Consider the following 20,860-nt stretch of genomic DNA (forward strand, 5'->3'; position numbering starts at 1 on the left):
AAGGGCTGAAGCATGGACTTCATATTAATAATATTAACCTTGGTATTTATCGCTGCGTATTGGCATTTTGATGCGCTACGCAATATTTACTGGGAACATAAACTAAAAGAGCGCACCTTAAGCGACAGCGATCGCAATGTATTACTCAAGTACATGCCGATTTATCGCCGAATGACAGATAGCGAACGCGCACAATTAGAAAAACACATCATCTGGTTTTTAGCGACCAAAGACTTTTTAGGGCGCGATGGCCTAGTGGTAAACCACGCAATGAAGTTAATTGTAGCGGCCGATGCCTGTGTTTTGGTGCTAAATAAACCGTGGCCGCTTTATAAAAATGTGAAGCAAATTTTGCTTTACCCAAGTGCCTATTATGCAAATTCAGAAAGCCGAGATGGCGCTGGGCTTGTTAGTTTTCACCAAACGGTTAGGCAAGGAGAGTCGTGGCCGGGCGGTACTTTGGTGCTTTCATGGCATGATGTACTTAACGGTAACCGTTTACCAAACGATGGCCATAATTTAGTATTTCATGAGTTTGCCCATCAACTCGATCAAGAAACTGGTGCAACAACAGGCACGCCGCTATTAAAAGACAAACTTACCTATGAAAGTTGGGGACGCGAATTTTCTCGTGCCTACAATATGTTAAAAGCGCATGTGGCGTATGGCATGCCCCACGTTATTCACAGTTACGGTGCCACCAATGAAGCGGAATTCTTTGCGGTGATCACCGAAACCTTTATTGAAAAACCCAGTGAATTAAAAGCATATGATCCGGTTATTTTTGATCTATTGCTTAATTACTTTGGCTTTGATCCAAGGCGCTGGAACTAATACCAATTTTATTAATCCTTTGATCATTCTGGCGAGTTAAATGACCCATAAACTGCGTTTTAAAATTCTTAATTAGAACAACTACATGTCGAATTATAAGCCTTGTTTCTGAGCCATTTCTCCGTCGCAATACATGACCAGCTAATTAATGCAATTGGTATCAATCTGCCAGTTAGCTTGGCATAGTCGTTCAATAAACCATTGAAAGGCTTTGCCTTGATTATCTTTATGCCATGCAATGTATAAGTCTTGTTTTGGTCTTGGAATGGTGCACTCTTTTTGCACCAGCTCGCCATTTTCAAGATACGGTTTAGCAATATGACTTGGCAAGAACCCCACACCAATGCCGGCAAGTTGTGCTGCGAGTTTTGCCTGCATAGAATTAACATTGATTACTTGCTTGGCACTAAATAGCCCTGTACTTCGCTCTGGCAGCAAAGTGGAAGTGTCAGATACCACAATCGCAGGGTAGTGTTTTAAATCATCGTCGTCCAGCGGCGTAGTAACCTTTGCCAATGGATGCGATGCTGCCACAGCAAATATAAAACTTAGCTCTGCGATTTTGTGGGTGCGATACACGCCTTTTGGCAACTCGCCTGTTGCACCAATAACAATATCGGCACGCTTACTATGTAAGGCATCCCAGCCGCCACCTAAGGCTTCTACGCTTAGTTGAATATCAACTTGTTCAGGTCGTTTGGTGAACTCTTTTAATAAATCAAAAATGACATCTTCAGGGATCACGGTATCACGGGCGATGCGCAGTTGTTTTTCCCAACCTGATTCTAATTGGCTTACAGCATCGAGCATTTTGCTGGTGGAATGCAAAATTTGCCTGCCATGTTCTAACACCAGCTTACCAGCGGGGGTAAGTACAGCACGCTGTTTTGAACGGTCAAACAGTGGCGTGCCAATGTCTTCTTCAAGTTTTTTGATGGTATAGCTTAGCGCCGAAGGCACTTTATAAAGTGATTCGGCTGCGGCGGCAAAACTGCCTTTTTTATCGATGGCATCGAGTGCTTTTAGGGCGTCAATAGTGATGGCTTGATACATAATTCTTTTATTCAAAAAATTTGAACTAAGGGTTCAAAATGTTCCGATTTTTTATTGAGTTTAGCATGCTTATACTTAATTTCATCAGTTAAGCAGATGCTTTAACAAATTAGATAAGTTTAAAATTTTTGAGGAATAAATTATGAAAACACTATTAACAACACTGACATCAAGCCAAGCAGGTTACGCAGCACTGGCGTTAAGATTACCTATCGGCATTATTTTTATGGCACATGGCGCGCAAAAATTATTTGCTTGGTTTGGGGGTTATGGCCTTGAGGGCACAGGTGCATGGATGGAATCTATTGGCTTAGCACCAGGCTATTTAATGGCGCTAATGGCAGGCAGTGCAGAGTTTTTTGGCGGTTTATTTATTTTACTTGGCTTATTAACTCGCCCTGCGGCATTGGCACTTGCAGGCACTATGATTGTTGCAATCTTTACTGTGCACTTTGAAAACGGACTGTTTATGTCTAACAATGGCTATGAGTTTGGCTTAGCATTATTGGCAGCAAGTATTTCTTTGGTGTTCTCGGGTGCGGGTAAAGCCTCACTGGATGCGCTTATTTCAGATAAATTGACACAACACGCTTAATTAGGGGGTAAGTACGATGATCACACTTAGAAAAGCAAATGAGCGCGGCGGCGCTGACTATGGCTGGCTTAAGAGCAAACATACTTTCTCTTTTGCAAATTACTACGACCCAAAACACATGGGCTTTTCAGCCCTTCGTGTTATCAATGATGATGTTGTGGCACCGGGCGCTGGGTTTGATACCCATGGCCACCGCGATATGGAAATTATTAGCTATGTATTGTCAGGCACCATTGAACATAAAGACAGTGCGGGCAATATCAAAACGCTTCCTGTGGGTGAATTTCAGTTAATGTCGGCAGGCAAAGGGATTTTTCACAGTGAATACAATGCATCAAATGAAGAAGAGCTTAGATTTTTACAAATCTGGATTGAGCCGAATAGTTTTGGCGACAAACCCGGTTATCAACAAAAAGATTTTGGTAAAGACGTTGGTTTAACGACGATTGTGACGCCAGATGGCGAAAATGGCACGCTTGCGATAAAACAGGATGCAAAGCTACATCAACTGATCCTTGAGCCAAAACAGCAGTATATATTTGAATCAAATAATGCACCTGTGTATGTACATCAAGTTTCAGGCAGCACTCTAGTGAATGCTATTCAAATTGAAAGTGGTGATGGTGCAAAAGTGTTAGATGAAACTGAATTAGTATTTGAAAACGTATCTAACACCCCAGCGACATTAATTATTTTTGAATTACCACAGGTTTAAGGAGCAGATCATGGGATTATTAGTTGAAGGTAAATGGCACGATAAGTGGTACGACACCAAAAACAGTAAAGGTAAATTCGAACGTGAAGCTGCGCAATTACGTAATTGGTTAACAAAAGACGGTGAAGCAGGCCCTTCAGGTACAAATGGGTTTGCAGCAGAATCTGGCCGATATCATTTATATGTATCACTGGCGTGTCCGTGGGCGCACCGCACCCTTATTTTTCGCGCATTAAAAGGGCTAGAACAGCATATTTCTGTATCAGTTGTAAGCCCAGATATGTTAGAGCATGGTTGGAAATTTGATAAAACGCAGCACAGCACGGGCGATGCATTATTTGATTTTGATTATATGCATCAAATATATACGCGTAATAACGCAAACTACAGCGGCCGTGTTACTGTGCCAGTGCTGTGGGACAAAAAACAAAACTGTATCGTCAGCAATGAGTCGTCAGAGATTATTCGCATGTTTAATACCGCCTTTAATCATTTAACAGGCAACGAGCATGACTATTACCCTCTGCATTTACGTGCTGAAATTGATGAAATTAACGAATTTGTTTATCACAATATTAATAACGGGGTATACAAAGCGGGTTTTGCTACCACACAAGACGCATATGAAGGGGCGTATATTGCGCTTTTTAATGCCCTTGATAAAGTTGAAGCCATTTTAGCTAAACAGCGCTACTTGGTGGGTACACAAATTACCGAGGCAGACTGGCGTTTGTTCACTACCTTAATTCGATTTGATGCGGTTTATTTTTCACACTTTAAATGTAATCAACGTCAGCTTGAGTCGTATCCGAACATAGCAAACTATATTCGCGAGCTTTATCAAGTGACGGGCGTGGCTGAAACGGTCGATTTTTATCATATTAAACGCCATTACTATTTTAGCCATACCATGATTAACCCAACGCAAGTGGTACCCGTTGGGCCAAAAGTGGATTACAGCAGCGCGCATAATCGTTCGTCACTTTAAAAAGTAATAGGCAATAAAAAAGGCAGCGAAAGCTGCCTTTTTTAATTAATAACGAATTTGTTATTAAACAACACCGCGCGGAAGACGTGTGTCGTGCTCACGCTCAGCAAGCTCTTTAATCCAGAATTCTTCAGCAGTAAAGCCTTCTGGGTTTGGCTTAGTAACTGTGTATTCTTTTTCTTTAGTTGCAGTTACTGGCGCTGCTTTTTTAGTAGCGGCTTTCTTAGCCGGTGCTTTTTTAGCAGCAGGCTTAGCTGGTGCTTCTTCTTTTGCTGCAGGAGCAGAGCCAGATGAAAGTTCCTCTGCAAGCGTTACTAAATCAGCAAGGCGAACGTTTTTACCGCCATCTACACTGTACCAACCACTTTTAGCTGTGATCTCAGGTTTTTTACCATTTGCTGCTTCATACGCTTTTTCAAACGCAGCTAGCACTTCAGTTTTATCGAGTTTACTCATCGTATATCCCGTTTATTTGATACGAAGATTACTGTTAAAAATACATTTATACCTAGTTTCACGTCATTTTTCAATTTTTTGAGAATTTTCTTTATTTTTGACGGTAGGTTAAGGACAATTCAATGATCAAAAACAACTTATAGGTAAGCATAATGCAACTTTCTAAATTGCTCCAAGAATTAGATAGTTTACTCGCCCCCCATAAGGTTAAAGACTTTAGTCCAAACGGCCTTCAGGTCGAAGGAAAAGACACCGTTAATAAAATTATAACGGGTGTAACGGCAAGCCAAGCGCTGATAGATGCCGCTATAGAAAAAAATGCTGATGCGATATTGGTTCACCACGGCTATTTTTGGAAAGGCGAAGCGTATCCAATTACGGGTATGAAAAAACGTCGCATTGGCGCGTTAATTAAAAATGATATCAGCTTAATTGGCTATCATTTGCCGATTGATGTGCATCCAACCCTTGGTAACAATGCAAAACTCGCAGAGCTATTAGATATTGAGTACGAAGCAGGGCTTGATCCATTCAGTGAGCCAAGCATTGCAGTGAAAGGTCGCTTAAAAACACCACTTACGGCTGAAGAGTTTGCTGAAAAAATAGAAAGTGTACTCAATCGCAAACCATTAGTTGAAAGTGTGCGTGGCAAAAAAATTGAAACGATTGCGTGGTGCACCGGCGGCGGTCAAGGTTATATTGATTTAGCCGCAAGCCAAGGCATTGATGCCTACCTTACCGGTGAAGCGTCAGAGCAAACTATTCACAGTGCGCGCGAGCAAAATATCGACTTTTTTGCTGCGGGGCATCATGCGACCGAGCGCTATGGTGTAAAAGCCGTGGGTGAATATTTAGCTGAGCAATTTGGCTTAAATGTTGAGTTTATTGACATAGATAATCCAGTCTAAACAACAAATAAAAAAGCAGCGATTACGCTGCTTTTTTATTTGGATCTATTTACTGACCCCATGTACTACTGAGAATGCAGTGTATGGGTTAGTAACCACCTTTTAAAATGGTAATTTGCTGGTCAATTACAGCGAGTTCGCATCGCTTGTATTTTAGTGCAGCTTGCTGAGAATTTGGTAACTCATTGAGATAACGCCATTGGCAGTTATCGGAAATATAGCTATCAAAACTGTTTTTACTGCGTTGAAAACTTAAAAATAATTGGGTATTGCCCGTGTTATTTTGCTTTATTTCCACTTCTTTTTCTAATTTTGTGAGCCAAGTTTGGCGTGTACGTTTGTGGTCAATAATGGCTTGATCTAAGCATTGTAGCTGCAATACTACTTTGCCTTTGCTACAGGGCTTTTCATCGTTTTGAGCTAATGCATTAATGCTCAGCAGCATTAACACGGTGTAAAAAAGAGTGTATTTATTCATAATTAAAAACCAAGGTAAATAGGGCGCCACCGAGCTGGCTTGTGGCAATGGTCATTTTGCCGTTATAGGCATCCATCAGGTCGCCTACAATCGCCATGCCAACACCGTGGCCGTGTTCGTAGGTATCTAAGCGTTTTCCGCGAATTGTAAGTTCTTCTATTTTATCTGCGGGTACGCCTGGGCCATCATCACCAACTTCGATAATGAGTTGTTGTCCTAACTGCTTCACTTTTATTTCAATTAAAGCGTCACATGCTTTGCAGGCATTATCGAGTATATTGCCTAGCAATTCCATTAAATCAGTTTTATCGCCTAAAAAGGTACTTTTTTCATCAATAGCTTGAATAAATTGAATGCCTTTGTCGCGATACACTTTACCCATAGCATTGATAATTGAATCGAGTATTGGCTTAACTTTAGTTTGTTTTTTCCATGTATCAGTGCCGCCCGAGGCCGCTTTTTTAAGCTGGTGTTCAATCATATTACTGATGCGGTCGAGCTGTTCTTGACTGTCGCCATTACTGGCTAGATCACTTGATTTTAAAACAGCCAACGGGGTTTTTAAAGCATGGGCAAGGTCGCTTAATGATGCGCGATATTTATCTTTTTGCCTTTGTTGCGTAGCCAATAATAAATTAAGATCTTGCTGAATTTTTTCTAGCTCTTCTGGGTATTCACCATTAATTTGGTCGGCATTACCACTTTCGATTGCGACAATTTCTTTATCAAGGCGTTTAAGTGGGTGACTACTCCATAAAAAGCCCAGCATAATCAGTAAACCCATCACTATGGCGATAATAATCAGCCAGTGCCTCAAGGTTTCTTGGAAGTCTTGCATTTGCGATAAAATGGCTTCTTCGTCTTTTAATACCAATACAGTGACTTGATATTCAATGCCATCGGCATCCATGTAAAACACAAAGCTAAGTTGTCGAAAGTACTTATCAAGTTCTTCAATTTTCGAAAAGTCCATAATACCGGGCGCGGTTGCTGCGTGTTTTGGAATATATTGATAACCGAGCGTTGATTCAGATTGCCAAGCAATTTCTTTGTTAAGATAAATATAGGCAAAGGTATCGGATACGGGGCGAGTGAGTTCAGGAGCTATTAGGGTAATCGGCGCCAGTTCGCCTTGCTCAATTTCCACTTTTGCCATCAGTGAGTACAAATGCGCTTCGAGTGTGCGTTCGGTGTTGTCGACTAAGCTTGCGTAAAGTGCCTTACCAATTGAAAAGAACATGGCAGGCATAAGTACTAAAAGCAAAAAGACAAGGATAAATCCTTGTCTAATTTTTAACGATATACGGTGGATCACAGTTTGCCGCTTAAACGGTAGCCGCGACCACGGAGTGTTTCAATTGGTGCGATTGAGCCGTCTGGATCGAGCTTTTTACGCAGGCGTAATACAAATACTTCAATTACGTTTGAGTCTAAATCGAAGTCTTGGTCATAAATGTGCTCTGTTAGCTCAGATTTAGACACGACCTTTTCTGGGTTAACCATTAAGTACTCAAGTACTTTGTACTCGTATGCGGTGAGCATTAATTCATTGTCGTTAACCCATACTTGCTGAGAACGGGTATGAATGCGAATTGGACCCGCAGTAATAGTTGGGTCTGCTTTACCGGCGCTGCGTCTAATAAGCGCATTACAACGGGCAATTAATTCTTCGTTATGAAATGGTTTGGTTAAGTAGTCATCAGCACCGGCGTCTAACCCTTCCACTTTATCTTGCCAGCGGTCGCGGGCAGTTAAGATTAAAATCGGAATATCAATGCCTTGCTTTCTCGCATTGCTGATCACGTCAATGCCATCCATTTTAGGTAGGCCTAAATCAACGACGGCTAAATCTAACGGGTATTCAGTAAGGTGAAATAAACCAGCTTCGCCATCGTGACACATATCAACGCTGTAACGGGCTTTTTCAAGTGCATGTTTTAGATTATCTGCCAGTTGCAGATCGTCTTCTATTATTAGAATGCGCATTGTTATTGTTTTCCTTTTTTAACCTGGCCATTTGATTTATTTACTTTAAAGTCAACAACCTTACCTTTTGGTTGTAACATTCTTACTTTGTAGTAATGGGTGTTCTCTTTCACGCTTAAAATCTTACCAGGGTAAGATTGCGACACTTTTTTGGCCGCTCTGCGCTTGGTTAAACCCAGAGTGTTAACATTTTTAAGCGCTTTATTCGCTGCCGCATTTTGTGAAGATGTTTTGACCTTTGAGTCATTTTCATTACTTGCATTGGCATTAAATAGCACTAAGCAACTGATCAGACTAATCAAATATTTCATACGTTAGCTCGCCACGTTATGGAGTAAGTTAAATGTACAAAAAGTTCACTGAACTTACTCTGAATCAGTTACGGTAAAACTCGTTTAAACGGTTTAACAATTGATTCTTTGTAAATACCCGCTTCGATATAGGGATCGTTTGCAGCCCAGCTGCGCGCATCTTCTAACGAATCGAATTTAGCAATCACTAATGAACCAGTGAAACCCGCTTCGCCTGGATCGTCGCTGTCGATTGCTGGTAGTGGCCCGGCAGATAACAAACGTTCTTCTGCTTTTAACGCTTCTAAGCGTGCTAAGTGAGCAGGACGCGCTTCTTTTCGCATCGCTAAGCTGTTTTCAACATCTATTGAATAAATCATGTACCACATACAGCACCTGTTTGGTTATTTTATTGAATATAAAAATAATTCTATCAACAGAAAGGATAAAACTAAAAATCATTTTTCGCGAAAACTTGAAACAGTAGGTTTAACACTGATAGCATCCAAGGTTGAAAACAATAATACTAAGGTTCAGCATGAGTGCATCGCGAGAGCATTTTAGCTCCAAACTCGGATTTATTTTGGCCGCTGCAGGCAGTGCAGTAGGCATTGGAAACCTCGTTGGTTTCCCAGTATCGGCAACCAAAAATGGCGGTGGTGCATTTTTAGTTGTTTATGCATTGTTTGTAATTTTTGTTTGCTTACCAGTAATGATGGCCGAAATGGCTATGGGTCGTAGCGCGCAAAAAGACCCACTTGGCGCGTATAATAAATTATCGGGTAACAGCAGTAAGTGGCGATATCCTGGATTTTTAGCGGTACTTACGCCATTTATGATTGGCGTGTTTTACATGGTGATCACTGTGTGGATTTTTGGTTACCTTGTTCAGGCAGCCATTGGCAACTTAGATGCACTTGCCGATCCCAGCAATTTTGGTCAGTTTATAAACCAAACCAGTGTATTTTTTTACATGGTAGGCGTTGGTGTGCTGGTTAATCTAATTCTACTTGGCGGTGTAAAGCAGGGCATTGAAAAAGCAGCAAAACTGCTTATGCCAGCGCTATTTGTGCTACTAGTTGGCCTTGTTGCTTACGTACTGACATTAGATAATGCGATTGCTGGCCTTCGTTATTACGTTGTGCCTGATTTTAGCAAAGTGAATGCTAGCGTTTTAAATGGTGCACTGTCGCAAGCGTTTTTCTCGCTGTCGCTCGGTATGGGTATTTTAATGACTTATGCATCATATATTTCTAAGAAGGAAAATATTGTAGGCAGTGCAAAAATGGTTGCAGTAACTGACTCATTGGTCGCATTTATTGCGGGTTTAATGGTCTTGCCAGCGATTTTCAGCTTTAACCCAAACACCAATCCTGCGGAGTTATCTGACTCATCGGTATCAATGATTTTTGTTTATTTACCAAAAATCTTCCTCGCGATGCAGCAAGATATCGGCTACGTAGGCGCAAGCGCAATCGCCGTAATCTTTTTCTTACTGGTATTTTTTGCAGCAATTACATCACTTGTGTCAATTATTGAAGTACCAACAGCGACCTTAATTGAAGAAAAGGGCGTTTCGCGTTTTAAAGCATTGCTATTACTTGCAGGTAGCATGGGTATTTTAACCATTTTATGTACCATGTCGTTTGGTATGAGTGAGTGGTTAAGCACAATGTTTAACTATGGTGACCACGATCCTGCAACTAAAAAGAGCCTGTTTGATTTTATATACGATGTGTTTTACGACACCATCTTACCGTTAAACGGCTTAATGGTGTGTTTGTTCGTAATGTACCGTTGGAAAAAAGCAAAGCTAACTGAAGAGCTTAGCCAAGGTGCGCCTGAGTATGCAGGTAGCTTTACCGAGAAGTATGTAAACTTCTCACTATCAACCTTTATTCCATTTATTTTGGCGCTGATTTTTATTAATACAGTTGCTAATAAGTTCTTTGCTTACAATTTATTAGGCTTCTAATACGATTTAAATAAAGACTTAAGTTAAAAGCGGAGCAATTGCTCCGCTTTTTTGTGTTTAATGGCAATATAAGGTGATGGAAGGGCGAACTTTAATCATCTTAAAAGGTAGAATAGTTAATAGAATTAGATAGTTAAACTAGGTTGGAAGATGGTCAAAATTAACAGTGAACAAAGTAAGCGCAGCGCGCAGTTTAAGTTTGTAGCATACGCTATTTCTGTAATTTTGATTGCCGGATGCTTGATTGCAACCAGCTTGCAAGTGGCACTAAATTGGCCATTTATTGTGATTTGTTCTCTATGTATTGTTGGCCTTTTAATAGCTTCACAATCAGCAAATAATCGCTTTTTGGTGTTGGGCAAAGCGCCTTTAATGCTCGATAGTAAAATTGTGATGTTAGGTGTTGAAACAAAAGGGCAAATAGTTATTAATCAGCCGCATTTTAAGAAGTTTAATCAAGCGATACTTCAAATACTTGCGCCAGGTTATGAAAGCGGTTTAAATGAGATTTGGTCTGATACTTTACCATTAAAAATTGAGTTTGACGGCGATACTACTTTGCTTGATTTTACCTTTACGCTACCCACACAAATCAAACTTCATTCAGGCACACGTTTTTACTTAACAATAAGTTATGTTGAGAATATGCAGGAAGTGAAGCGTACTTATCGATTAAATGTGCGGGATCCGAAAGTAAGAATGTTGTAGCGGGGATTTGTAGTTGTGTTAATTGTGAGTTATTTGAAAATTGTTTAGTTGTAGCGCTTAACCTTCTCTTCTGTTAGTTGGTTCGAGCTGGCTTTTGGCAATGTCAACTGATTCTTCTATCTCCCATGAGCGTATCTTGCGCAATCCATGGCGCCCTCTTGTTCATTTTTGTTACACGACAAAAACGAGCCACAAATTTATCAGGAATAAATTTGAACAGCGAAGCTGGCCAGTATGGCGAAATACAGGGATGTATTTCGTTAAAAACGTGCCCGTAAATCAAACTGAATCTTCAAACATAATTTAAATATGAACTTAAACGCCATGAAGCTACGCGCTAAACGTCCCTGTACGCTATCCAGCTCTAAATCCTTTTATCGCGTTCATAGCTAGCCGAACTTCGTTCGTCTCTAGACGCTATTCACCCATTCATACATAGCTTGCTCGACCGCTTCGCTCCCTGTCTCGCATTATTCATTTAAATAATGTTTTCAGGTTTGATTAAGGGGAAAGATGTGTGTGAATTTTAAATGCAGCCTTTAAATGATGCCTTTTAAAATGGATATTATGTGCGCTTGTATGCCTCTTGCTGTGAGACGCCCAGACTTATTAATATTTCCTCAAAATAACCGACATTTTCTAATTCTCGATTATCTTCATAAGCTAAGCAAAAAAGAATTCTCATTTTTGCTACTTCTGATACAGATGTGTTGTAACCATCGTTACAGTCAACCCAAGACCACAAGCAGTCTCTTAACTGTTCAAGGTTAAACTCTTTATGTTCAACCCAATACTCTTTAAGTTGTAAGAAAGCATTTTTTGCCAAAAGAATTTCAGGTATACCAAGCCTTTCAAGCCAAGCAATAATATGGGCTGCATACTTATAATTTTCGTTCAAATTAGTAAATTCTCCAGAATATATAATGTCGCATTAAGCAGTAAGCAACGCATTGGGGTTCGGGTTGACCTATTTTTTAAATGCTTTACCCAAGAAGCTTTTTAATGCCACTTTGTGCCTGTTTGTACCTTAAATTTATAAGCGTCATAGCTACTTGTCCTACATCCTCATACAAGTTATCAGCGTACTCGTGTAAGTTTAGCGTGGGATCATAATTTTTAGATGCAACGAATTCATTTATGCGCTGTGTACGGGCAGCAGCTTCTTTGCCAGCTTTTGCAATAATGAACTCCAACCAAGGTCTTTGTTGCTTTTCATTGTTGCAAGGAGCACAGCATGGAACCACATTTCCCCATGCGTGTAGGCCAAGCGAAGATTTGTTCATTGGGATTAAATGATCCTGGGACAAGGACTTGCGATCAATGGATGCACCACAAAAGCAACATTGGTAATTAAAAAACTCTAACAACTCATCTTTTTGAGCTACTTTTGGACCGAATGGCTCAAAGCCTCTGGCCTCATCATAAAATTTACCAACGTCTTGTAAGAATATTCTGATGGCGCTATTTGATATGTCAGATTTACTTCGTGCCATGATGCTCCTTTTAGCACTTAACAACTTATTAGGGATACCTAACAAAGTTATGGATCTTGTAAGATAGGTGTTTTTAATCTTTGATTTCGCTTTTTAAAAAACTCATCTTAAATCAGAGTGTAAGATAAATAAACTGGTTATGTGTGGATGGTGGTGTGGGTAATAAATATTGTTATAAAAAAGGCGCTTATAAGCGCCCTTTAAATATATTGTAGAAAGTTATAGTCGTTTAATGCGGTTTGCAATCAAACTTTTCATTGGTGTAAAACGCGGCGTAGGCGATGCCGCTTAGGGTAAAGTACATGGTAAGTACAAAGAGTAAAAAAGTACCTACATTGAAGCCTGAATTATTAAATGCACTTATCATAAATACGGCAAAGCCAATACCAATCGGTAAACACAGCAGTGTTTTAAATAGGTTCTCGTTTTTTATTTCGTATTCAGGTTCTTGTTTGTTATCTGTTTCCATTTAAGCCTCGACTAATATTATTGTTCTAACCACTTTAAGTGGCCGGATTTTAGTTTTCTTTGGGCCTGTTTATCTCGTTATAGCTCCTTGAGAACAACACAACAGGTCATTAAATGTTCAATTTAATACTAGAACGATTTAATAGATTTTCCTAATTATCAAAACATAATGGGTGATATTTGTAACTTTCGCTTTATATGAAGTGTAAGTAGAAAGTTTCTAAGCAATAAATAAGTTAAACAATCGGTATTTTGCTAGCTGATAATTATATGGTAAGGGGTTGAGGCATTATTTGAGGAGCAGGGCTCAAGGCTGAGTAGCGATCGGAAAGCATTAAATCTTGAACGTCAAAACACGGATTTACTAAAAAGGAGCGGTTATCGCTCCTTTTTATATTTAAATCACGTTAAGGCTTGTTACCGTTATTCGCTTTTTTGTTCTTCATCGTCAGGCAAATATTGATAAAGCATAACGATAGTTACAATTAGCGCAACGAAAGTGGCAGCGGTAATGCCGAACACTTTGAAGTTAACCCAAAAATCCAGTGAAAATGCATAGGCAACATAAATATTAACAGCGGCGATTAGGTATAAAAACGTACTCCAAAATAAGTTTATTTTATCCCAAAGTGGCTCAGGCACTTCAATTTTCTGGCCTGTATCATTAGTTGAAGCCAAGATTGAGCCTAACATTTTTGCCATTAGGTTCTTGTTAAAGAAATAACGCGATGCTAATAAAATGGTCGCAAAGCCTGCATAGACCACGGTTGCTTTCCACTTAATAAACTGCTCATCTTGGAAAAGAATAGTGAGTGAGCCAAGACCAACCGCTAAAGCAAAGAGTCCCCAATGTTTGGTAGCGACTTTTTTCTCGATAAAGAAGTAGTAGGCTATTTGCAGAACTGACGCACCAATAAGTACCGACGTCGCCCAAAAAATATCCATGGTTTTATAAAGAATGAAAAATAAGATCAGGGGAGCATATTCAAATAATGCGAGCATTGTTTACCTCTTAAATTATGCTGAATATTTACCTTACACCAGAGTTAATATGAAACACCAGAGTTTGGGTTTAAAAAAAGGGCGCTTGGCGCCCTTTGTATTGTTTATACACAATTATTTTTGCGTTGCGGCTTTCATATTACGTACAAAGCTTTCAAGCTCGCTTAGCATAGTTTCAGGTGATTCAAGGTTATTCTCGATAATCTTAACTACTGCAGAGCCTGAAATGGCACCTGCGGCACCTGAGGCAATTGCCGCTTTTACATCTTCAGGGGTTGAAATACCAAAACCCAGAAGCGCAGGTGCTGCGTTAAAATTTAATAACTTTTTGATCATTGAATCTGCAGGCATTTGCGCTTTGGTTTCGGTACCCGTAACACCTGCGCGCGAGAGCAAATAGGTATAACCACGGCCGTAAGATGCGCATTGGCGAAGTGTATCGTCATCAGCATTTGGCGTGGCAATAAAGATAGGCTCTATCTCTGCTTGCATGGCAGCTTGTCTAAACATTTTTGACATATGCAGCGGCACATCAGCAACTAAAATTGAATCAACGCCCACTTCTTTTGCTGTGCGATAAAAGTTATCAATGCCCTGTGCTAACACTAGGTTTGAATAAAGCAGTAAGCCAATTGGAATATCCGCGTTGTACTCACGTACTTTACGAATTATTTCAAAGCTCTCAGCTGTGGTGATTTTATTTTCGAGCGCGCGAATATTGGCCGCCTGAATCACCGGGCCATCAGCGATTGGATCTGAGAATGCAATACCTAGCTCCAGCGCATCAGCGCCGCCGTCAATTAAGCGTTTAATAATCTCAAAGCTTAATTCTTTGTTTGGGTCGCCAATGGTAACAAATGGCACAAATGCACCTTGGTTAACTTCATTTAATGCGTGAAATGCTTGTTGATAGCGGCTCATAGTTTGCCTCCTTGATTTAACACTGTATGCACGTGCGCTAAATCTTTGTCACCACGGCCACTTAAATTCACTACAATAATGGTTTCTTCACTTTTTTCTTCAGCCAGCTTTAATGCGTAAGCAAGGGCATGGCTTGATTCAAGCGCCGGAATAATCCCTTCGTTTTTCGCAAGTAGCTGGAATGCTTCTAAAGCCTCATCATCACTAATGCCAACATATTGGGCACGGCCTGTTTCAGCAAGGTGTGCATGCTGAGGGCCAACCGCTGGGTAATCAAGACCTGCAGATACCGAGTAAGACTCTTCGATTTGGCCGTTGCTGTCTTGCATAATAAAGGTGTATGCACCGTGCAAAATGCCTTTTGTGCCTTTACAAATTGCCGCGCCATGCTCGTCAGTATCAAGGCCTTTACCTGCTGGCTCAACGCCAACCAGTTTTACACTTTCATCGCCAATAAAGTCATTAAACATACCAATTGCGTTAGAGCCACCACCAACACAGGCAATCACATAATCTGGTAGGCGGCCTTCTGTATCAAGTACTTGTTGTTTTGCTTCTTCACCAATCATTTTTTGGAAGTCGCGTACAAGTGTTGGGAACGGGTGCGGGCCTGCTGCTGTACCAAGTAAGTAGTGTGCCGTATCGTAGTTTGCTGACCAGTCGCGCATTGCTTCGTTAACCGCATCTTTTAATGTGCCAGAACCTGCGGTAACAGGAATGACTTCTGCGCCCATTAGTTTCATTCTAAATACGTTTGGTTGCTGGCGTTCTACGTCTTTTGCACCCATGTAAACGCGGCATTTTAAGCCAAGTAGTGCACAAGCTAGGGCGGTTGCTACACCGTGCTGACCAGCACCGGTTTCAGCAATGACTTCTTTTTTGCCCATACGTTTTGTTAGTAATGCCTGACCTAACACTTGGTTGGTTTTATGTGCGCCACCGTGCAGTAAATCTTCACGTTTAAGGTAAAGTTTTACCTTAGGGTTTTTCACTAAATTGCGTGTAAGCGTCAGTGGCGTAGGGCGACCGGCATATTCATTAAGCAGCTTTTCAAACTCTGCATGAAAGCTAGGGTCGTTCTTTGCTTTATTAAATTCACTTTCAAGTTGTTTTAAGGCGGGTACCAGAAGTTCTGGTACGTACATGCCGCCAAAATCGCCGAAATAGGCTGGGTTTTTATTTTCCACCTCAAGATTCCTTTATCTTAGAAAACACAGAATTAATTTGTTGATGACATTTTTTACCTGGGCTTGTTTCAATGCCCGAATTTAAATCAAGGCCAATGGCTTGGGTTGCAAGCGCATCAATAATATTGTCGTTATTTAAGCCGCCTGCGAGCATATAGTTGCGTTCGTTAATCAGCACATCCCAATTAAAGGTTTGCCCCGTACCACCGCTTTGGTTGCCCACTTTGGTATCAAATAAATAGCGATCAGCCCCTTGGCTCTTATGTTCAATCACATCGCTTACCGCAACGGCTTTCCATACTTGCACGCTCGCTGGTAGCGCCTTTTTAAGCGTAGCAATATAGGTTTCGTCTTCATCGCCATGTAACTGTACTGCAACCAGTTTTAGCTCAACGGCAATATGTACAATGGTGTCAATCGTTTCGTTTACAAATACGCCAACAAAGCCTAAATCGCAGCTATCGGCAATTGGTTTTGCACAGTCAATATCAACGTAACGTGGCGATTTTGCATAAAAAATCAGGCCACCAAATACCGCGCCCGCATTATATGCGGCAATCGCATCTTGTGAGCGCGTCAAACCGCACACTTTATTTTCACCTAGAATCAGCTTACGACAGGCCAAATCAAGGTTCTGTTCAGCCATCAGTGAGCTGCCAACTAAAAAGCCGTTACACAGAGATTTTAAGCGTTTTACATCAGCGTGAGTGTAAATGCCCGATTCTGAAATAACCACTTTCCCTGCAGGGATTAACGCACGAAGGGTTTCTGTAGTGGCAAGGTCGGTACTTAAATCACGCAGATTACGGTTATTAATACCAATAATCTCAGCGTCGAGTGTTAATGCGCGGTGTACTTCTTCTTCGTTACTCACTTCGGTCAAAATTGCCATATTGAGCGATTTTGCCACCTTTGCAAGCGCGGAGTACTCATCATCATTAAGCACACTTAGCATCAGTAAAATTGCATCTCCACCGTGCAGGCGTGCTAAATACACTTGGTACTCATCAATGAAGAAATCTTTACAAATAAGCGGTTGATTCACCAATGAACGTACTTTAGTTAAGTAATCAAAACTGCCTTGAAAGTATTTCTCGTCAGTCAGTACACTAATGCACGCAGCGTAATGCTTGTAAGCACCGGTAATTTCATCAAGATTAAAATCATCACGAATAAGCCCTTTGGATGGCGAGGCTTTTTTACACTCTAAAATAAAGTTAGTGCCGGGTTTTGCTAGTTCGCCGTAAAAATCACGCTCGGTTGGTACCACCTCATCAATAAAGCTTTCAAGTGGCTTATTGGCTTTACGCGATCCAAGCTCAATGCGTTTATCGGCAACAATTTTTTCTAATACATTAGCCATGAGACACCTCGATAATGCGTGATAAATGTGAAAACGCTGCGCCACTTTCCAGGTGGTTTTGTACCGCCTGTGTTGCGTCTTTAAAGTTGCTGTAGTCGCCTTGCATTACAAGCACGGCTGCAACATTTGCGGCAATCGCTGCATTGTGCGCAGGCTTGCCTTCACCTTTTAAAATCGCAAGGCTTGCCGCCGCGTTATAATCAGGCTCGCCACCTTCAATATCTGATAGGGCATAGTTATCAAGGCCAAAATCTTGCGGTTGTAGAGTGTACTCAATAATTTCACCGTCTTTTAGCTCGGCAACCTGTGTTTCACCGTGTAGGGCAATTTCATCGGTACCTGCACCGTGGACCACCATAACCCGCTCACAGCCAAGTAGTTTAAGTGTTTGCGCCATCGGGCGAAGTAATTCAGGGGTATAAACCCCAAGCAGTTGATGGCTTGGTTTTGCAGGGTTTGCCAACGGCCCTAAAATATTAAATAAGGTGCGTGTTTTAAGTGCGGTACGCACTGGCATCGCGTATTTCACACCTGCATGGTAAAGCGGTGCAAATAAAAAGGTAAAATGGGTTTTTGCTAGGCAGTTTTCTGCTTGTGCCACACTCATATTAATATTGATGCCAAGGGCATTAAGTAAGTCAGACGAGCCCGATTTACTTGAAACACTGCGGTTGCCGTGTTTTACCATATTAACGCCCATGCTCGCGGCAACAATGGCAGCAGTAGTTGACACGTTAATTGAATTGGCACCATCACCACCGGTGCCACATGAATCAAAGCTTATGGCACTTGGGTTAGTAAATGTCACTGCATTATCGCGCATGGCTTTTGCAGCACCTGCAATTTCGTTGTCGGTTTCGCCTTTAATTTTAAGCGCGGTTAACGCTGCGGTAAGCTCGATTTCGCTAACTTGACCTGTCATTACAAGATTAAAAAACTCGCTGCTCTGTTCAAACGTTAAATCTTGTTGTTCGATTAAGAGATTAACAAGTGGTTGCATTATGCGCCCTCCACATTGGCTAAATAAGCTAGGCTTTGCTTTAACAGCTGTGAGCCATTTGGCGTTAAAATTGATTCTGGGTGAAACTGAAACCCAATTACTTTATCTTGCTCTTGAATAATTGCCATAGGAATTGTGTCGTAGCTGGCAATGACATCAAGGCTATCTGGTACTTCGGTTGCCATGAGTGAATGGTAACGCGCCACTGGTATTTGCGAATGTAAGCCACTAAATACTGCGTGCTCTTTAAGTTCTATAAGTGATGATTTGCCATGCACTGTTTCACCTGCGTGACCAACCACACCACCGTAACACTCCACAATTGCTTGGTGGCCTAAACAAATACCCAGCATAGGGTAGCGGCCTTTCGCTTTATTGATAAGCTCAATTAAATTGCCCGCTTGTTTTGGGGTGCCAGGGCCAGGTGAAAGTACTAATGTTACAGGGCAAGTTTCCTCAGCCATTTTGCTTAAAATGGTGTCGGCCGGAACATGGTTACGATAAACCACCAGTTCAAAGCCCAATTGCTCAAATTCATCCACCAAGTTGTAGCTAAACGAATCAAAATTATCGATAAAGTAAATTTTTGCCTGCGCCATTAGGCTTCTCCTTGGTAGATAGACTTAATTGCACGAATAACCGCTTGTGCTTTTTGGCGAGTTTCGTTTGCTTCTAGTTGTGGCACTGAGTCATAAACTACGCCTGCACCTGCTTGCACGTAAGCCATATTATCTTTAACAAAGGCACTACGAATAACAATGCAGCTGTCCATCGCACCATCACCAGTTAAATAACCCACAGCACCACCGTAGCTGCCACGGCGTTTACCTTCGGTAATACGCACCAGCTCGGCCGCTTTTACTTTTGGTGAGCCAACCAAGGTGCCCATATTCATACACGCTTGGTAGGCATGCAGTGCATCCAGCTCAGGTTTTAATTGACCTACCACGCGCGATACTAAATGCATCACTTGCGAGTAGCGGTCAACTTTTAATAATTCTTTTACGTAGCGCGAACCCGGTGTTGAAATGCGGGCAATGTCGTTACGCGCTAAATCAACTAGCATAATGTGCTCGGCGCGCTCTTTTTTATCATCGCGCAAATCTAGTTCAATTTTGCTATCAAGGTCAAAGTTAATGCTGCCATCAACATTTTTACCACGGGCACGCGTACCGGCAATTGGGTAGACCTCTACTTGATTGGTGCTTTGGCAATATTTAAGCGCAGATTCGGGTGATGCACCAAATAACACAAAGTTTTCATCTTTCATGTAAAACATGTAAGGGCTTGGGTTTTGTGTTTTAAGCTGATGATATGCTGCAAGTGAGTCAGCACATGGTAATGAAAAACAGCGAGACGGCACGACTTGGAAAATGTCGCCATCGACAATGTGTTTTTTAAGGGTTTCGACTTGTTGACAAAAGGTTGCGTCGTCAATATCAACACTTTCACTTACAGCGCCCGGAAAGGTTGGGGCATTATAAGCTGGTAAATCGTCACACAGCTTATTAAGTGCTTCAAGCTTTTGGCCTACTTCAAAACAGTTGGCGTGTGCGTCGGGACCGCTAAATACATTGCCAATAAGTTCTGTGGTATTTGCTTGATGGTCAATAACAATCAGTGTTTCTGCAAGATAAAAAACAAAATCAGGGGTTGTGTTATCGCCGTTTGGTACGTCTGGAAGTGACTCAAAGTTGGCAACCATATCGTAGGCAAAAGTGCCGCCTAAAAATACTGCAAAATGAGATTCTGTGGTGCTTTCAATATTATTGATACATTGTCTTAATGCGGTAAATGCATTGTCAGCCACTAAGCGACTCGCTTCATCCATCAAACTGGTATCGCGTTCAAACACAATGCTTAGGCTTGAATTTGCAAGTTCAACGTTGTGATCTTTAAAAAAGCCAGCTAAATGGGGTAGTAGCTGTTTGCCGTTATTGCTTTTTGCATCAAACGTTACCGTGTCACCATTACATTCAATACGAATAGCAGCATCGGCTAAAATTAAACTTTTTACATTATCTTTTGAATCAATTTCCGCTGATTCTAACAATAAGCTATTAAAGTTAGTCGGGTTGTTACATACCGCGCTGTAAAGTGCTAGTGGACTTTCAATGTAGTCCCGCGCCAGCGAAATGCTGGTAACTTTACCGACCTCGGTTGATATATGACTAAATATCACGCCTCATTCCTTATACAAAAAAGCCCGCTTAGAAGGCGGGCTGAATAATAGACAAACAAAATCCTCCCGCGTTAATTACAGGAACCACCACCATTGGATTAGTTGTTTGTTATTACTCATTATTCACCTCAAATTAGACATAAAAAAACCCGCACATTGTGCGGGTTTTAAGAATAGTTTAGATACAATTATTCCCACCCGCGATTACGAGTGCCACCACCATACTGTTTTGATTTGTGAAGTTACTAATTGCATTTA

Annotated in this window: 24 protein-coding genes; 7 read left to right on the top strand and 17 right to left on the bottom strand. The window is 41.2% G+C overall.

Features of this window, described 5'->3' with window-relative positions; translation table 11 throughout:
- Positions 1-12: 12 nt before the first annotated feature.
- Positions 13-834: a M90 family metallopeptidase gene (locus PSPO_RS05905; RefSeq protein ID WP_010560362.1), complete on the top strand. Its 822-nt coding sequence runs from the start codon at positions 13-15 to the stop codon at positions 832-834.
- Between the two features lie 141 nt (positions 835-975).
- Here the strand turns inward: PSPO_RS05905 and PSPO_RS05910 are convergent, their stop codons facing one another.
- A complete protein-coding gene (locus PSPO_RS05910) occupies positions 976-1,887 on the bottom strand; it encodes a LysR family transcriptional regulator (protein ID WP_010560361.1) in 912 nt (303 codons plus the stop codon).
- 142 nt (positions 1,888-2,029) lie between these two features.
- On the opposite strand from PSPO_RS05910, the gene PSPO_RS05915 reads away from it, so the two are divergent.
- Genes PSPO_RS05915 through PSPO_RS05925 form a run of 3 tightly spaced genes read left to right on the top strand, consistent with a single transcriptional unit; the run spans position 2,030 to position 4,185 of the window.
- On the top strand, positions 2,030-2,482 hold the full coding sequence (locus PSPO_RS05915) for a DoxX family protein (protein WP_010560360.1): 453 nt from the start codon (positions 2,030-2,032) through the stop codon (positions 2,480-2,482).
- A gap of 16 nt (positions 2,483-2,498) precedes the next feature.
- Positions 2,499-3,197, top strand: coding sequence for a pirin family protein (locus PSPO_RS05920; protein ID WP_010560359.1), 699 nt, complete (start codon positions 2,499-2,501; stop codon positions 3,195-3,197).
- Between the two features lie 10 nt (positions 3,198-3,207).
- A complete protein-coding gene (locus PSPO_RS05925) occupies positions 3,208-4,185 on the top strand; it encodes a glutathione S-transferase family protein (RefSeq protein ID WP_010560358.1) in 978 nt (325 codons plus the stop codon).
- Positions 4,186-4,248: 63 nt separating this feature from the next.
- Here PSPO_RS05925 and PSPO_RS05930 read toward each other — a convergent pair whose 3' ends face one another.
- On the bottom strand, positions 4,249-4,641 hold the full coding sequence (locus PSPO_RS05930) for a hypothetical protein (RefSeq protein WP_010560357.1): 393 nt from the start codon (positions 4,639-4,641) through the stop codon (positions 4,249-4,251).
- A gap of 152 nt (positions 4,642-4,793) precedes the next feature.
- Here PSPO_RS05930 and PSPO_RS05935 point away from each other — a divergent pair, with 152 nt between their 5' ends.
- On the top strand, positions 4,794-5,549 hold the full coding sequence (locus tag PSPO_RS05935) for a Nif3-like dinuclear metal center hexameric protein (RefSeq protein ID WP_010560356.1): 756 nt from the start codon (positions 4,794-4,796) through the stop codon (positions 5,547-5,549).
- Positions 5,550-5,637: 88 nt separating this feature from the next.
- Here PSPO_RS05935 and PSPO_RS05940 read toward each other — a convergent pair whose 3' ends face one another.
- The 5 genes from PSPO_RS05940 to PSPO_RS05960 all read right to left on the bottom strand — a co-directional run bounded on the left by PSPO_RS05940 (position 5,638) and on the right by PSPO_RS05960 (position 8,692).
- On the bottom strand, positions 5,638-6,027 hold the full coding sequence (locus tag PSPO_RS05940; protein WP_010560355.1) for a hypothetical protein: 390 nt from the start codon (positions 6,025-6,027) through the stop codon (positions 5,638-5,640).
- On the bottom strand, positions 6,020-7,291 hold the full coding sequence (locus tag PSPO_RS05945; protein ID WP_010560354.1) for an ATP-binding protein: 1,272 nt from the start codon (positions 7,289-7,291) through the stop codon (positions 6,020-6,022). The genes PSPO_RS05940 and PSPO_RS05945 overlap by 8 nt, the downstream gene beginning before the upstream one ends.
- Before the next feature lie 47 nt (positions 7,292-7,338).
- On the bottom strand, positions 7,339-8,013 hold the full coding sequence (locus tag PSPO_RS05950; RefSeq protein ID WP_010560353.1) for a response regulator transcription factor: 675 nt from the start codon (positions 8,011-8,013) through the stop codon (positions 7,339-7,341).
- 2 nt (positions 8,014-8,015) lie between these two features.
- Entirely contained in the window at positions 8,016-8,324 is a 309-nt protein-coding gene (locus PSPO_RS05955; RefSeq protein ID WP_010560352.1) for a PepSY domain-containing protein, read from the bottom strand.
- Positions 8,325-8,392: 68 nt separating this feature from the next.
- The gene (locus PSPO_RS05960) at positions 8,393-8,692 is read right to left on the bottom strand and encodes a YciI family protein (RefSeq protein WP_010560351.1); all 300 of its coding nucleotides are present in this window, start codon (positions 8,690-8,692) and stop codon (positions 8,393-8,395) included.
- A gap of 149 nt (positions 8,693-8,841) precedes the next feature.
- On the opposite strand from PSPO_RS05960, the gene PSPO_RS05965 reads away from it, so the two are divergent.
- The gene (locus PSPO_RS05965) at positions 8,842-10,278 is read left to right on the top strand and encodes a sodium-dependent transporter (RefSeq protein ID WP_010560350.1); all 1,437 of its coding nucleotides are present in this window, start codon (positions 8,842-8,844) and stop codon (positions 10,276-10,278) included.
- Positions 10,279-10,428: 150 nt separating this feature from the next.
- Positions 10,429-10,986 (top strand): hypothetical protein, encoded by a 558-nt coding sequence (locus PSPO_RS05970; RefSeq protein WP_010560349.1) that lies wholly within the window; start codon positions 10,429-10,431, stop codon positions 10,984-10,986.
- Positions 10,987-11,551: 565 nt separating this feature from the next.
- On the opposite strand, the gene PSPO_RS05975 is transcribed toward PSPO_RS05970, so the two are convergent.
- The 10 genes from PSPO_RS05975 to PSPO_RS06020 form a co-directional block, all read right to left on the bottom strand.
- Positions 11,552-11,884 carry a hypothetical protein gene (locus tag PSPO_RS05975; RefSeq protein ID WP_010560348.1) on the bottom strand — a complete coding sequence of 111 codons (333 nt, stop codon included), beginning with the start codon at positions 11,882-11,884 and terminating at the stop codon, positions 11,552-11,554.
- Positions 11,885-11,969: 85 nt separating this feature from the next.
- Positions 11,970-12,479 carry an HNH endonuclease gene (locus PSPO_RS05980; protein WP_010560347.1) on the bottom strand — a complete coding sequence of 170 codons (510 nt, stop codon included), beginning with the start codon at positions 12,477-12,479 and terminating at the stop codon, positions 11,970-11,972.
- A gap of 229 nt (positions 12,480-12,708) precedes the next feature.
- Positions 12,709-12,948, bottom strand: coding sequence for a hypothetical protein (locus PSPO_RS05985; RefSeq protein WP_010560346.1), 240 nt, complete (start codon positions 12,946-12,948; stop codon positions 12,709-12,711).
- Positions 12,949-13,370: 422 nt separating this feature from the next.
- Positions 13,371-13,949, bottom strand: a complete 579-nt coding sequence (locus PSPO_RS05990) for an inner membrane-spanning protein YciB (RefSeq protein WP_010560345.1) — start codon at positions 13,947-13,949, stop codon at positions 13,371-13,373.
- A 114-nt stretch (positions 13,950-14,063) separates the two neighbouring features.
- Complete coding sequence (trpA, locus tag PSPO_RS05995) at positions 14,064-14,870, bottom strand: tryptophan synthase subunit alpha (protein ID WP_010560344.1); 807 nt, start codon at positions 14,868-14,870, stop codon at positions 14,064-14,066.
- Positions 14,867-16,057 carry a tryptophan synthase subunit beta gene (gene trpB / locus PSPO_RS06000; RefSeq protein ID WP_010560343.1) on the bottom strand — a complete coding sequence of 397 codons (1,191 nt, stop codon included), beginning with the start codon at positions 16,055-16,057 and terminating at the stop codon, positions 14,867-14,869. The genes trpA and trpB overlap by 4 nt, the downstream gene beginning before the upstream one ends.
- 1 nt (position 16,058) lies before the next feature.
- Complete coding sequence (gene trpCF, locus PSPO_RS06005; RefSeq protein WP_010560342.1) at positions 16,059-17,420, bottom strand: bifunctional indole-3-glycerol-phosphate synthase TrpC/phosphoribosylanthranilate isomerase TrpF; 1,362 nt, start codon at positions 17,418-17,420, stop codon at positions 16,059-16,061.
- Entirely contained in the window at positions 17,413-18,420 is a 1,008-nt protein-coding gene (gene trpD, locus PSPO_RS06010) for an anthranilate phosphoribosyltransferase (RefSeq protein ID WP_010560341.1), read from the bottom strand. Before trpD ends, trpCF begins: the two co-directional genes overlap by 8 nt.
- Positions 18,420-19,019 (bottom strand): aminodeoxychorismate/anthranilate synthase component II, encoded by a 600-nt coding sequence (locus PSPO_RS06015; protein ID WP_010560340.1) that lies wholly within the window; start codon positions 19,017-19,019, stop codon positions 18,420-18,422. The genes trpD and PSPO_RS06015 overlap by 1 nt, the downstream gene beginning before the upstream one ends.
- Positions 19,019-20,602: an anthranilate synthase component 1 gene (locus PSPO_RS06020; protein WP_010560339.1), complete on the bottom strand. Its 1,584-nt coding sequence runs from the start codon at positions 20,600-20,602 to the stop codon at positions 19,019-19,021. Before PSPO_RS06020 ends, PSPO_RS06015 begins: the two co-directional genes overlap by 1 nt.
- Between the last annotated feature and the right edge of the window lie 258 nt (positions 20,603-20,860).

Origin of the sequence: Pseudoalteromonas spongiae UST010723-006, from assembly GCF_000238255.3 — a bacterium.
In the GTDB taxonomy this organism is placed as follows: domain Bacteria; phylum Pseudomonadota; class Gammaproteobacteria; order Enterobacterales; family Alteromonadaceae; genus Pseudoalteromonas; species Pseudoalteromonas spongiae.